Raw genomic sequence first — 13,195 nt, 5'->3', positions numbered from 1 at the left:
ATACGTTTGAAAAACTACAAGCATACGATGCAAACGGAGTAGCATACAAGTATGAAGTGAAAGAACAGCCAGTAGCCGGATATGAATCCAAAGTAAATGGTACTGACATCACAAATACAAAAGTAGGAAAAACAAAAGTAGAAGGAACGAAAACATGGAAAGACGATAACGCGAAAGATCGTCCGGAAATGATTAAAGTAGACCTTCTACAAAATGGTACAGTGATTGCGACGCAAGAAGTAAGCAAAGCAACAGGCTGGAAATACGAATTCAAAGATTTAGCAGCATACGATGCAAACGGAGTAGCGTACAAGTATGAAGTGAAAGAACAACCAGTAGCGGGATACAAATCCGAAGTAAATGGTTATGACATCACAAATACAAAAATCAAGGACGTACCAAATGTAGATCCAAAAGATCCAAGCACAGATCCAAAAGATCCAAGCACAGATCCAAAAGATCCAAGTACAGATCCGAAAGATCCAAGCACAGATCCAAAAGATCCAAACACAAATACAGACAAAAATAGCGATTCAAAAGTTCCACCTACTACAGAAAATGATAAGCCAACATTACTTCCTAACACAGGAGGGAAATCAGCAGAAATGATTTCAATTCTTGGAGGCATGGTATTGTTCCTTCTAGGTGGAATCCTATTCGCTCGTCAACGAATAAAATAATAAAAAAGCTTTAGATTATTGATTACACTGTAATCTGAGTAGCAGACGAATTAAAGAATTACTATTGATATTACGCCCTTTAGGTAAGTATTCAAAAACACTTCACGATAAAGTGAAGGGAAGAATGCAACCTGAAGGGTTTTTTTATAGAAAAAAGAGAACAGTTTCAAGGTGGAATTAATCTGCAGCTCAATAATATGGTCAGCTTACATAGAGATAAGCGGCTCTAAAGCGATAACAAAACTGCAAGAATAATTTTTTCATAATTGAAAAATCTCTTGTTAGATGTAATCAATATTATTACAATTTTTATTCTACATGATAATGCTATGTAATAAACACTCTTTTCATTTATATATTACGATTTTAATTATACACGATAATACCATATAATAAATATGCTTTTATGCATATTTATTTTTTCTCAATAAACAGCCACCGATTAATCGGTGGCTTGAAATAGTATTAAGCGGCTTTTCGTTCTGTTTTCACGGTAGATTGAAGGCTATTATAGACGCCTGTACCAATGACCTCTAATGCCATTTTCATACGTTCTAGCGAAATATTTTCTAATACGTTATCTTGAGGTGTGTGATATACCTTTTCAATGTGATAGATTAATGGATTCCAACTATCGACGCCCATCCAAATAAATAGTGCAGAAGGAATACCGACTTCAGCAAATGGTACGTGATCACTAGAGCCAAATCTTCCTTGAAGAACGAGATCATTATTTAATTGTTTCCCTGCTTGTAATGCTGCATCTGTTACAAAGTTCGTGGAACCGTCAGGAGTCATAGCGTATAAATTCTTTGCTTTATCATAATTTGTTGCAACCATATCAGCGTTGAAGACACCTAAAATGCGATTACGTTCTTTTTGTGATAAGTTTTCTACGTAATATTCAGAGCCGAGTAAACCAGTTTCTTCAGAACCAAAAGCGATAAAGCGGACTTCTTTATCAGTTTCTACATTTTGAAAAGCACGAGCTAGTTCTAATATTAATCCTGTACCAGAAGCGTTATCATTCGCTCCAGGTGCTCCAACAACACTATCATAGTGTGAACTTACAACGACAGCTTTTTCATTACCTGTACTATTTTTTGGTTTCTTTTTAGCAATAACATTTAGAGATGTTAAATTAGATTCATGTCTTGCTTTTAGGGAAAGAATTGTTGTCCCTTTTTTTGCGATTTCTTCTTTAAATGCATTTCCTTGAGCATAAGCAAGACCAAAGACAGGGACAGACTGTTTTTTAGTTAAGTAAGGATTGAAGGTTTGGCCGTAGTTTCCACGACCTCCAATTAAACTGTATAAAAGAACACCTTTCGCTCCTTTGTTAACAGCATTTTCAACTTGCTTATTATAATCTGCTGCTGTTGCACCTCTTTCGAATAAAACAATTTTTCCGTTTACCTCATTTGGAATCTCATCTAGTTTCGTTCCACCTTGAACAAAGATAAGAGGAGCTGTAACAGCTTCTGTAGAAATTAGTGCATTGGGAGCAGCGCCAGCTTGCCAATTACGTTTTGTGGATAATGGTGATTCGATAAATCCAACGTATTGATCCGGTACTTGAAAGGGCTGATATTCTACTTCATATCCCATTGATTTAAGTTGCATACCAACGTAGCGAGAGGCCCACTCTTCTGATTTTGTACCACCTGGACGGGGACCGATTGTTTCGGATAAGAAACGGATATGTTCGATGGCGCGGTTTGCATCAACTTGTTTTGTAATAGGTGGGATCTGTATAATTTCTGACGTGGAATCAGCTTTTGCTTGTCCGATTGGAGCTAAGCTAACGGCGAGTGATACAGCAAGCAAGGAGCTTACTATTTTTTGTTTCAGCGATTCTCTCATTTTTTCCTCTCCCATTCTTCTATTCTCTCTGACTGACAAAAGAAGACGGATAACGACTTTATTTTATCTTTCGGTGTCTGAATTTTCAATATTTAGAAGTTGAGAAATAAAAACGCCATATGCATATTTACATATTTTTAGCGGAGATATGTATGCTATCATTCTAAATGAAGGATTGCTTTCTATTCTGAAGGCTCCTACATTGCATGAATCTAGTGTACCCAAACTTTAGATTATGTAGGGAAAAGGGATCCATTATAGGATTTCTTTTCTCATGTTTGAATCATATGATGGTAACTATGTTTCCGCATTTCATAATTATCATCAGTGATATATGTAAGGCATCCATATGAAAATACGAGGCTGTTCAAAGGTTTTCCGTACTTTTGGACAGCCTCACCCCGTTAAAAAGGTGATACTTTGATGCATCACCTTTTTATTTATATAAGCTTTTACATACCTAAAAATAATAAAAAACAGCCGCTTAGTAGAAGGAATCTACAAAACGGCTGTTTTTTATTATATTTCTGTTAAGATAATCGGTTCACCACGTGTCACAACGACTGTATGTTCACATTGTGCAACAAGGCTTTTGTCCGGTGTAACGAATGTCCAGCCGTCATCACCGCGTTCGATAATATGATCAGCTTTCATAGAGATGAATGGCTCTACAGCGATAACAAGGCCGTCTTTTAGAAGAGCATTATCCATTGGATCATAGTAGCTTAAAATGTGGTTCGGAGCTTCGTGTAAGCTAAGACCAATACCGTGACCAGTTAAGTTTTGAATAACGTTATATCCACTTTTATGTGCAAAGTTAGAAACAGCACGACCAATTTGATTTTGTTTTGATCCAGCCTTTACTTTTTTCATTGCTTCCCAAAATGCATCTACCGCAGCTTGGCATAGCTTTTCTTTTTCTTCGTCTTCACCAAGAACAAATGAAATACCTGTATCAGCATAATAACCGTCAAGTGCTGCTGATACGTCTACGTTTACTAAATCGCCTTCTTTTAATACGCGATCTCCTGGAATACCGTGAGCAACTTCTTCGTTTACACTAATGCAAGTTACGCCTGGGAATTTATATTCTTTTTCAGGTGCTGACATAGCACCGTGCTCATCTAATACCTTCTTACCAATTAAATCTAGCTCTTTCGTTGTCATACCTGGCTTCGCTTGTTTTTTCATTTCTTCGCGTGCAAGTGCAACGATGCGGCCGATTTTTCGTAAACCTTCTAAATCTTGTTCATTACGAATAATCATGAAAACCACTGTCCTTCCTCGAATTTATATCTTATCCGATTGTATCATGTTTATTTTGCTCCTGCTACTCGCGTGCGGTATGCGGGTTGATTCTGCTCATAAAGAATACATGACAATTGTCATATGGATGTCATGACGCATCATACTGTTTCCTAACTTTTCCAAAACATACAATGTAAATATAAGAAACGGCGGGGGTGGAGAGATGGAAAAGATTATTGAAGTAAATGGTGTTTCTAAAACATTTAAACATAAAAACGCAGTAAATAATGTTTCGTTTCATGTGAATAAAGGGGAAATAGTAGCATTACTTGGACCGAATGGCGCAGGGAAAACAACGACGATATCGATGATGCTTGGATTAAAAGATCCAACGGAAGGAACGGTTTCTATATTTGGAAAGAGCCCAAAGCATAGAGATGTTCGTAATAGCCTCGGTGCGATGCTACAAGAGGTAAGTGTGATTGACAGCATTACAGTGGAAGAGGCAATTGAGTTATTCCGTAGTTATTATACGAATCCAGTAGCAAAAGCAACATTACTGCAGTTATCAAATTTAGAATCAGAGCGAAAGCAAAGATGTGAAAAGCTATCAGGCGGTCAAAAGAGAAGATTGAATTTTGCACTCGCACTTGCTGGTAATCCAGATTTGTTATTTTTAGATGAACCAACTGTAGGGATGGACATTACGTCTCGAAAAACGTTTTGGGAAACGATTAGAAAATTAGCAAGTGAAGGGAAAACGATTATTTTAACGACGCACTATTTAGAAGAGGCAGATGCTTTAGCAGATCGAATTTTATTATTTGCGAACGGAAAAATTATCGCAAATGGCACGCCTGACGAGATGAAAGCGACTATTTCTCGAAAAACAATCTCGTTTTATTCGAAAGAGAAAATTCCTAAGAACTTATTGAAGGAATTACCGAATGTAACAGAAGTACAGTCAAATGAAGGTCACTTCACTTTAACAACTGAAGATACGGATGCAACTTTAAAAGCAATTTATCAAAGAAATTTACCTGTAACAGACGTTTCAGTGGAACGTGGAAGTCTCGATGAAGCATTTGAACAGTTTGTCGCAAATCAGAAGGGGGAAATCGCATGAAAGCTTTATGGATGCAGTGCAAAATAGAGATTTTACGTACGTTTCGCAATAAATTATTTATCTTTTTCTCATTATTAATGCCAGTTATGTTTTATTACATCTTTACAAATGTAGTTCAAGTGCCACAGAACGGAGAAGCTTGGAAAGCACATTATTTAATTTCAATGGCAACTTTCAGTATTGTAGGGACTGCACTTTTTAGTTTCGGTGTGAGACTTTCTCAGGAAAAAGGGCAAGGGTGGACACATCTTTTAAAAATTACACCACTTCCAGAGGGTGCGTATATAACAGCTAAAATTATTGCTCAAACAGTAGTGAATGCTTTTTCAATCTTAGTTATTTTTATGGCAGGAATATTAATTAATAATGTGCAGTTAACAGTAGGACAATGGATCGGTGCTGGGTTATGGTTATTATTAGGCGTGACACCATTTTTAGCGCTCGGAACAGTAATAGGTTCAATTAAAAAGGCAGATGCAGCTGCTGGTCTAGCGAATATTTTAAATATGTGCTTAGCAATTCTTGGTGGCCTATGGATGCCAATTGAAATATTTCCAAAAATATTACGATCTATCGGTGAATGGACACCAACATATCATTTTGGAAGTGGTGCGTGGGATATTGTAGCTGGAAAATCAATTGGATGGGAAAATATCGCGGTACTAGGAGGTTATTTCCTTATATTTGTTGTAGTATCAATATATATAAGAAAAAGACAGGAAGCGGTATAAATGATAGAGAAGAAGAGGTTTGAGATTTTTCCGAAACATATGGGTTTCTTCCCATATATGTGGCTCGTGTATTTGTTGTTTCCAATTTACCATTTAACACAAGCGTCAGGATGGAAGTTTATAATAGGGAGCGGTATGTTGATACTTTTTATTATCACATACCGTCAACTTTATTTTGTTAATAAGACTTTCGTTTTATGGGCATGTGTTCAAATGATACTCATCTTTTTATTTGCCTTATTTTATAATGCTTTTATGATATTTTTTGGTTTTTTCACGGCAAGTGCGATGGGCTTTGCGCCAAGTAAGAAAGTATTTCGAGTGTTGTTGGGACTGTTGATTACAATGCTTGGGGCCTTTATATTCGTATATTTTAAACAGCTAACAACTACAAGTTTAGTGAATATAGTTCCGATGTTTATTTTAATGCTGCTTACACCATTTGGAATGCGTAATTTTAATCAAAAAAAGATGTTAAAGAATCAACTAAACGAAGCAAACGAGCAAATTAAAGATTTAGTAAAGCGAGAAGAACGTCAGCGAATTGCAAGAGACCTTCATGATACGTTAGGGCATACGTTATCTCTCATTACTTTAAAAAGTCAGCTAGTGGAGAAGTTAATTGTGAAGAATCCAGAACGCGCAAGTATAGAAGCGAAGGAGATTACACAAACATCTCGCACCGCTTTAAAACAGCTGAGAGAATTAATTTCTGATATGCGTATGATTACAGTAGAAGAAGAGTTGGAGCAAATAAAAGCGATCTTACAAGCGGCTAATATTGAATTAGAAGTGAAGCAAGAAGCTAATTCTAGTTCGTTATCACCAATTGAACAAAATATTGTAGGAATGTGTTTACGTGAGGCAGTGACGAATGTTGTAAAACATAGTAAAGCGACGCAGTGTACAGTCTCTGTATTAGAATCGCAAGGTGAGCTGATTTTGAAAGTAGAAGACAACGGTATCGGTTTAGCGGATCAAAACCATGATGGAAATGGTATCCGCGGTATGAAAGAGCGAATTGCTCTTATTGATGGATTCGTTGAACTAGATACGATAAATTCAGGGACATTGTTAACAGTGAAAGTTCCAATTGTAATTAGAACAGGGAAAGATGAGGTGAGGGCATGATTCGAATTATTATTGCAGAAGATCAACGGATGCTTCGTGGCGCATTAGGAGCCCTACTTGATCTAGAAGATGATATTGAAGTTGTTGGGCAAGCAGCGAATGGGGAAGAGGCGTTAAAATTAATCGAATCGCTAAAGCCTGATATAAGTATTATGGATATTGAAATGCCGATTCAAAGTGGTTTAGATGTTGCTGAAACGTTGAAGAAGGAGAAATCATCTTGTAAAGTAATGATTTTAACGACATTTGCGCGTCCCGGTTATTTTGAAAGAGCGATGAAAGCTGGTGTACACGGATATTTATTGAAGGATAGTCCGAGTGAAGATTTAGCCTCAGCAATTCGAAATGTCATGAAAGGGAAGCGAGAGATTTCGCAGGAGCTAATGTTTGGGTTATGGCAGGAGCAAAATCCCCTATCAGATCGTGAAAAAGAAGTACTTTTACTTGCGAAAGAAGGAAAGACGGCAAATGAAATTGCGAAGGCACTTTATCTTTCACCTGGTACAGTGCGTAATTACATTTCTGAAGTATTAGCGAAGCTCGATGCGAAAAATAGGATTGAGGCAATTACAATTGCAGAAGAGAAGGGCTGGATATAAAAAAGAAGTTTACCTATAAGTGGTGAACTTCTTTTTTGCTTATTTTCCTTGTTGTACTTCTACTACTTTATTAATTTTTGCTAGAGCCTTATATCCATGTGCTTGGAAAGCCTTTTCGAATTCTGTTGATGTCGTATTACCATATAAATCTTTTGCAGCCTGTACAATGTGAGATTGAAGTGATTCAAAATCTTCCGCTGAAGTTGCGTAGTTTTGCAATGCACGCATAACAACTTTACTTACTTTTTCATTTCCTTGTTTTTGAACAAATATACCGTTATACGTTTTACCTTCAGCTAATTGATATAATACATGGCTAATGATTCCGGAATTCACGTGAGATTCTTGATTATTGCCATCATTATAGAAATCTTGTAAGTTTGTATATAGTTTGTTGCCACCATCACCAATTTCCCTTGGGATGTCACGAATTGTTAGGCCACCTAACGTATCGCCCATAATCCAATTTCCTTTATCTTTCTTTACGTAATATTCTATTTGTGTACCCCAGAAATCTGCCAGGCCTTCATTTAGTGCAGATGTTTCAGCACTTGGATATCTCACAATTTTATTTTTTGTTGTACCACTAAATACAGCATGTCCAAATTCATGTGCAGTCACGTCAAGAGCAGAGGTTAATTTTCCATTTAGGCCGTCACCAAAGACCATTTGATTCCAAGCCGGATGCCAAAATGCATTTACATAATTTTCTTTTATACCATCACTAACTTCTGTAGAATCAAATCCGTGGACGCTAGCAACAACTTTTGAGTCTTTATTATCGTAACTTTTTAGATTATGTTCTTTCTTGAAATAGTCGTAAATATAGCTCATGTTTTTCATAACACCAGCTGCTTCTTTATCTGCAAAATTAGGGGTATTACTTGAAATGAGCGTTCCTGGATAGCCGACTTGGCTATCTCCGCCGAGGGAATCAGCATAGTTTGCGTTATAAATATAAATACCACTTCCGCGGGATAGATCAGCTAAATAAAACTTTCCGTCAGAACCCTTTGCAATATTAAATAATACATTTTCCTGTAGAGCATTTTTTCCAGTTCCTTGCTCTTTAGCTAGGGAAAGGCTGGGCGATGTTACTTGATTAATAGATTTATTTTCTTTATTTTTAATGAACTTTTCCTGGAATAGTACTTCACCAGTTTTTAAATCAACGATTGCATTACCGCTTATAATTTGTTCATGGTTTTCGTAAGTAAATGTAATAATAGTTGCGAACGTGTAATAACCATCTTTTTTCTTATAAACAACGGTTTCGCTAGAGAATTCTGTTTCAGCCGCATCGTTTGGAATTTGAACTGTATCGCGTAATTTAGATTTTACTTCATTTTTCGACAAAAAATTTGTTATAGTAAGATTAGGTTGTTGGTCTAAATTTTGGACAACTTTACCACTAACGGTAGTAATCACTCCATTTTTATCTACTTTTACAATGAGATCTTGACCATATACTTTATAGTTTTTGTAAGTTTGTGCAAGGCGAACTTCGGTTTGATTTTCTTTTGTTTCTTTATTTGTAGGTTGAAAATTAACGTTTTTTTCAGTTGTAACTTGCTCTTGTTGAGCTTTAGCCCCGTTTACCTCACCTTTTAAATATTTTTTAGCAATATTCTCTTTCGTATCATTTTGAGGTTGTGTTAATTTCCCAATTGTTAAACCAGGCTGAGCAATTTCAACTTTTACTTCATTTTTATCTAATTCTTGGGCATGAATAGCTTCTGTTGATAAAGGACAAAGGAGACCGAATGTAACGAATGCACTAGCAAGTTTTCTATAATTCATCTATAACACTCCTAATCTATTGTATGTGAGATGAATTGTATGAAAAATTTGCCGAATTTTATATATATTATGCATTATTTCATATCAAAAATTGTCGAATTCACATTATTGTAGTGGTATGACAACTCAAAAAATTAGATTGTTATAATGGGATGGTGAGTAAGTATGCACGCAGAAAAATTAGGAAGTGAAATAAAGAAAATTAGGGTTATGAGAGGATTAACACAAAAACAGTTATCCGAGAATATATGTCATCAATCGGAAGTGAGCCGAATTGAATCGGGCGCGGTATACCCAAGTATGGATATATTGCAAGGCATTGCAGCGAAGTTACAAGTTCCCATTATTCATTTTTATGAGGTACTCATTTATTCTGATATTGAGAGAAGTAAGCAGTTAAAAAATCAAATTATTATGCTTTGTAAGCAAAAGAAATATAAAGAAATTTATAATAGAGTATGGAATGAGTTGAAAAAGGAAGAATATCATCCCGAGCTTCAGCAATTTCTTCAATGGCAATATCATGTAGCTGCTTACATATTGAAAAAAATCGATTACGAATATTGTATTTTAGAATTAAGGAAATTGCTCAATCAACAATTGGCAGGAATAGATGTATATCAGAATCTTTATATTGAAAACGCAATTGCAAACATTTATGCTGAAAATGGCTATTTTAAGAAGAGTATTGAGTTATTTGAAAATATATTAAAACAATTAGAGGCATTGCATGATAATAAAGAGTTTGATGTGAAGGTGAGACATAATCATGCAAAAGCATTATACTTAGATAATCAATACGAAGAAGCGCTTTGTCAAGCAAATAAAGCCATTGAACTATCGTGTCGAATTAATAGTATGACATTAATTGGACAGTTATACTATCAAAAAGGTGAATGCCTAGAAAAGCTAGAGTGTGATAGAGCAGAAATTGAAGATGCTTACGAAAAAGCGTACTTCTTTTTCGATATATTAGGAATCCATGCGTTAAAAGAATCACTTATAAAAAAAATGAAGAAATAAAAAAGACCTAAAAAACAAATATGCATAATTGCATAAGATATGGATAAATTTTCATGATATATTTAAAGAAAAAAATGTGGGTGATGGAATATGAAAAAACTACTTATTGGTAGTCTATTAACGTTAGCGATGGCATGGGGTATTTCATTAGGAGATACAGCTTTAGAGAAAAATCAAGTAATTTCTCATGATGATCAAGAGATACAATTAGCTTCAGATGTACCTTTTGAGTACTAAAAAACAACCGTCTAACTTAGACGGTTGTTTTTTCATGGAGTAACATCCACACATCTTTACTAGAAACAGGTTTGCTAAAGAAGAATCCTTGAATGTGGTCACAGTTTTGCTCGTATAAAAACTTCCATTGTTCATCTGTTTCTACACCTTCCGCAATAACCCCTAAATTTAATTCTTTTGATAGTGCAATAATGGAAGCGATAATCGCTTCTTCTAACGGGCTATTTGTAATTCCGCAAATAAATTCTCGAGCAATTTTTAATGTATTGATTGGATATTTTGTTAAGTAAGCTAAAGAACTATAACCAGTCCCAAAGTCATCAATTGAAATTTGAATACCGAGATTTTGAAGTTGTTCTAGTTTAGCAATTACAGAATGATTTTGATTAATCGCGATACTTTCCGTAATCTCAATATCTAGTGCTTCCGGTTTTAGTTCTGTTTCTTCCAAGACTTTTGAAATAGTCGGGATTAAATCTGCACGGTTAAATTGAACAACAGATAAATTTACACCAACCTTTAAGTGAGAAAATCCTTGGTTATGCCACTTCTTTGCTTCTAAGCAGGCGGTACGTAAAATCCAATTACCAAGTTCAATAATAAATCCTGTTTCCTCCGCGAGAGGGATGAATTGGGCAGGTGATACAATTCCAAGTTTCGGATGTTTCCAACGAATTAATGCCTCAAAGCCGATAATTTGTTTTGTTTTTGTGTTTACTTGCGGTTGATAGTCAAGGAAAAATTCATTTTGTTGTAGTGCTTTTGAAAGTTCACCTTCTAGGAAGTGTATTTCGTTTTGCGCAATACTCATTTCCTCTGAGAAGAAAACAAATCTGTTTTTTCCATTCGCTTTTGCTCGATACATAGCCATATCTGCATTTTTCATTAATTCGGTTACATCGGTTCCGTATTCCGGATACATTGCAATTCCGATACTTGGTGTAATAGAGAGCTCTTCATCTTTAATGAAGAAGGGCTTATTTAAGATAGTCAAAATCTGTTCGGCTATAAAAGTAGCACTTTTTTCAGAGTACATATCTGGTAATAGAATTGTAAATTCATCTCCGCCTTGACGAGCGACGATATCTTTTGAACGCAAACATCCACGTAATCTTTTTGCTACTTCAATTAATAATAAATCTCCGACATCATGGCCGAGTCGATCGTTAATTTTTTTAAATCGATCTAAGTCAAGGAACATGACCGCAACGTCATTTGTGTTATTTTGAGCTGTATTTAAAATTGTTTTTAAATCTTTTTCGAATTTTCGACGATTCGGTAGTCCTGTAAGTGCATCATGGAAAGCCAAATGCTCTACTTGTTTTTGTTTTTCATATAAAGTTGTAATATCACGTGCTATACCAAACATCCCGACAATTTCTTTATTTATAAAAGTAGGGATGAGTGTGATGTGAAGGTAATAATAATAGCCTTCTTTTTCTTTTGTACGAATTTCTAAAGTTTGTGGTCTACCTTCTTTTGTAATTTGTAAAGATTTCTTCAATAACTCATGATCTTGTGGATCAATGAAGTGTAGAAGAGAATAGCTTGTTACTTCACAATAGTAGGCTGTAAATAAACTTTCGCAAGCCTTATTAGATTGTTGAAAAATCCCGTTCATATTTAAAGAAAAAACGGCATCAGGATGATCTTCGAATAAAGATTTATAACGTTGTTCACTTTTTAATAGTGCCGATGCACCTTCTTCAACTTTGCCTTCTAGTTGTGTAGTCAACTGTTCGTACGTATCGATTAATGCTTGATTGTCTTTCCACATGTAAAGTTGTCGTAGGAATAATAAGATGAGTGATAATATGAGACCAATTAACATGAACTTATCATCCCAAGGCTGAATGACAATAAAGGAAAAAGTAATGATTATACTAAAATAAGGTAGTATAAAGCGTACATAATCGAATCGATAATATTTTGTTTTAGTTTCATGTTTCATTGGTTTATCCCAAATGTACAGTATGGACGATAAACCAATTAATAAAATCGAGGCAGTATGTATTAAATAAGAGACTTCAGAAGAAGTTTCCATTCCTAAGTTTAACTGAAATAGGTGTATATATCCGTAAAAAAGTATGATAGTGAAGCCAATAATTAATGAGATTCTACTAGAAGAATACCGTTCTCTTCTATATAGGCTAATAACGGCGTAAATTACTAATGATTGTGCAATAAAATACCCAATCAAAACCCACGTATCCTTCGTTAACGTACGAAAGCTTGAAATATCTAAAATAAAGGTTAAGGTAAAGTAAATATTCATAATAACGATAAAGACGCTATCGAATGAAAATTGAGCAATACCTCTAATGGAGTAATGTTTTATGAACTTTATAGCAAAGCCAGAAAAGAGCAAAATATATTGTATGATGAAAAAAGGTAGTGCTTTATATGAGAATATGCCTTGATCATAAATGGAAAGTGAATGAAGAAATAAAGTTATTTCCATCGTTAGTCCACATAGGCAAGTACATAGTAATAAAACCCAAAATAGTTTATCACCGCTTTTCATCTTCTTAATTGCTTTATATAAACAATAGCAAGAAAAGATTGCTGCAAAACAAAATAAGAATAGAATTCCAATTTCTTTTATATTTAAGTCCCTAGGGATAAGGAATATCCAAAGAGAAAATATAATAATATACATCATGACAAATTGTACATATTTTTTTTGATTAATCATATTATGACTCCGTTTCAATAAAGTTGAATCGCAGGTTGAAAATGCTAATTTAAATAATAGCA

General features: G+C 35.0%; 11 protein-coding genes. 7 read left to right on the top strand and 4 right to left on the bottom strand.

Annotated elements, in window-relative coordinates:
• Positions 1 to 680, top strand: a 680-nt coding sequence (locus BAU28_RS05635; RefSeq protein ID WP_116500309.1) for a Cna B-type domain-containing protein, incomplete at its 5' end; no start/stop codon positions are given.
• Positions 681 to 1,145: 465 nt separating this feature from the next.
• On the opposite strand, the gene BAU28_RS05630 is transcribed toward BAU28_RS05635, so the two are convergent.
• Both BAU28_RS05630 and map read right to left on the bottom strand, forming a co-directional pair.
• Positions 1,146 to 2,543: a M28 family metallopeptidase gene (locus BAU28_RS05630; RefSeq protein WP_071717977.1), complete on the bottom strand. Its 1,398-nt coding sequence runs from the start codon at positions 2,541 to 2,543 to the stop codon at positions 1,146 to 1,148.
• Positions 2,544 to 3,062: 519 nt separating this feature from the next.
• Positions 3,063 to 3,809, bottom strand: a complete 747-nt coding sequence (gene map / locus BAU28_RS05625; protein WP_002174392.1) for a type I methionyl aminopeptidase — start codon at positions 3,807 to 3,809, stop codon at positions 3,063 to 3,065.
• A 205-nt stretch (positions 3,810 to 4,014) separates the two neighbouring features.
• On the opposite strand from map, the gene BAU28_RS05620 reads away from it, so the two are divergent.
• Genes BAU28_RS05620 through BAU28_RS05605 form a run of 4 tightly spaced genes read left to right on the top strand, consistent with a single transcriptional unit; the run spans position 4,015 to position 7,378 of the window.
• Positions 4,015 to 4,917, top strand: coding sequence for an ABC transporter ATP-binding protein (locus tag BAU28_RS05620; protein ID WP_071717975.1), 903 nt, complete (start codon positions 4,015 to 4,017; stop codon positions 4,915 to 4,917).
• Positions 4,914 to 5,648 carry an ABC transporter permease gene (locus tag BAU28_RS05615; protein ID WP_071717974.1) on the top strand — a complete coding sequence of 245 codons (735 nt, stop codon included), beginning with the start codon at positions 4,914 to 4,916 and terminating at the stop codon, positions 5,646 to 5,648. Before BAU28_RS05620 ends, BAU28_RS05615 begins: the two co-directional genes overlap by 4 nt.
• Positions 5,649 to 6,779, top strand: coding sequence for a sensor histidine kinase (locus BAU28_RS05610; RefSeq protein ID WP_071717973.1), 1,131 nt, complete (start codon positions 5,649 to 5,651; stop codon positions 6,777 to 6,779).
• Positions 6,776 to 7,378, top strand: coding sequence for a response regulator transcription factor (locus tag BAU28_RS05605; protein ID WP_071717972.1), 603 nt, complete (start codon positions 6,776 to 6,778; stop codon positions 7,376 to 7,378). The genes BAU28_RS05610 and BAU28_RS05605 overlap by 4 nt, the downstream gene beginning before the upstream one ends.
• Before the next feature lie 39 nt (positions 7,379 to 7,417).
• On the opposite strand, the gene BAU28_RS05600 is transcribed toward BAU28_RS05605, so the two are convergent.
• Positions 7,418 to 9,178, bottom strand: a complete 1,761-nt coding sequence (locus BAU28_RS05600; protein ID WP_071717971.1) for a M4 family metallopeptidase — start codon at positions 9,176 to 9,178, stop codon at positions 7,418 to 7,420.
• Positions 9,179 to 9,343: 165 nt separating this feature from the next.
• Here BAU28_RS05600 and BAU28_RS05595 point away from each other — a divergent pair, with 165 nt between their 5' ends.
• Both BAU28_RS05595 and papR read left to right on the top strand, forming a co-directional pair.
• Entirely contained in the window at positions 9,344 to 10,201 is an 858-nt protein-coding gene (locus BAU28_RS05595; protein WP_071717970.1) for a helix-turn-helix domain-containing protein, read from the top strand.
• Between the two features lie 90 nt (positions 10,202 to 10,291).
• On the top strand, positions 10,292 to 10,438 hold the full coding sequence (gene papR / locus BAU28_RS05590; protein ID WP_025147028.1) for a quorum-sensing peptide PapR: 147 nt from the start codon (positions 10,292 to 10,294) through the stop codon (positions 10,436 to 10,438).
• Between the two features lie 16 nt (positions 10,439 to 10,454).
• Here the strand turns inward: papR and BAU28_RS05585 are convergent, their stop codons facing one another.
• Complete coding sequence (locus BAU28_RS05585) at positions 10,455 to 13,133, bottom strand: DUF4084 domain-containing protein (RefSeq protein ID WP_071717976.1); 2,679 nt, start codon at positions 13,131 to 13,133, stop codon at positions 10,455 to 10,457.
• Between the last annotated feature and the right edge of the window lie 62 nt (positions 13,134 to 13,195).

Origin of the sequence: Bacillus paramycoides, assembly GCF_001884235.1 — a bacterium.
Lineage (GTDB): Bacteria > Bacillota > Bacilli > Bacillales > Bacillaceae_G > Bacillus_A > Bacillus_A paramycoides.
Note: the sequence above shows the minus strand (reverse complement) of the source record. Positions and strands in the feature narration are given on the sequence as shown.

Coding starts and splice junctions, on each gene's coding strand:
- BAU28_RS05630 (WP_071717977.1), bottom strand. CDS start 2,543: ATGAGAGAATCGCTGAAACAAAAAATAGTAAGCTCCTTGCTTGCTGTA.
- map (WP_002174392.1), bottom strand. CDS start 3,809: ATGATTATTCGTAATGAACAAGATTTAGAAGGTTTACGAAAAATCGGC.
- BAU28_RS05620 (WP_071717975.1), top strand. CDS start 4,015: ATGGAAAAGATTATTGAAGTAAATGGTGTTTCTAAAACATTTAAACAT.
- BAU28_RS05615 (WP_071717974.1), top strand. CDS start 4,914: ATGAAAGCTTTATGGATGCAGTGCAAAATAGAGATTTTACGTACGTTT.
- BAU28_RS05610 (WP_071717973.1), top strand. CDS start 5,649: ATGATAGAGAAGAAGAGGTTTGAGATTTTTCCGAAACATATGGGTTTC.
- BAU28_RS05605 (WP_071717972.1), top strand. CDS start 6,776: ATGATTCGAATTATTATTGCAGAAGATCAACGGATGCTTCGTGGCGCA.
- BAU28_RS05600 (WP_071717971.1), bottom strand. CDS start 9,178: ATGAATTATAGAAAACTTGCTAGTGCATTCGTTACATTCGGTCTCCTT.
- BAU28_RS05595 (WP_071717970.1), top strand. CDS start 9,344: ATGCACGCAGAAAAATTAGGAAGTGAAATAAAGAAAATTAGGGTTATG.
- papR (WP_025147028.1), top strand. CDS start 10,292: ATGAAAAAACTACTTATTGGTAGTCTATTAACGTTAGCGATGGCATGG.
- BAU28_RS05585 (WP_071717976.1), bottom strand. CDS start 13,133: ATGATTAATCAAAAAAAATATGTACAATTTGTCATGATGTATATTATT.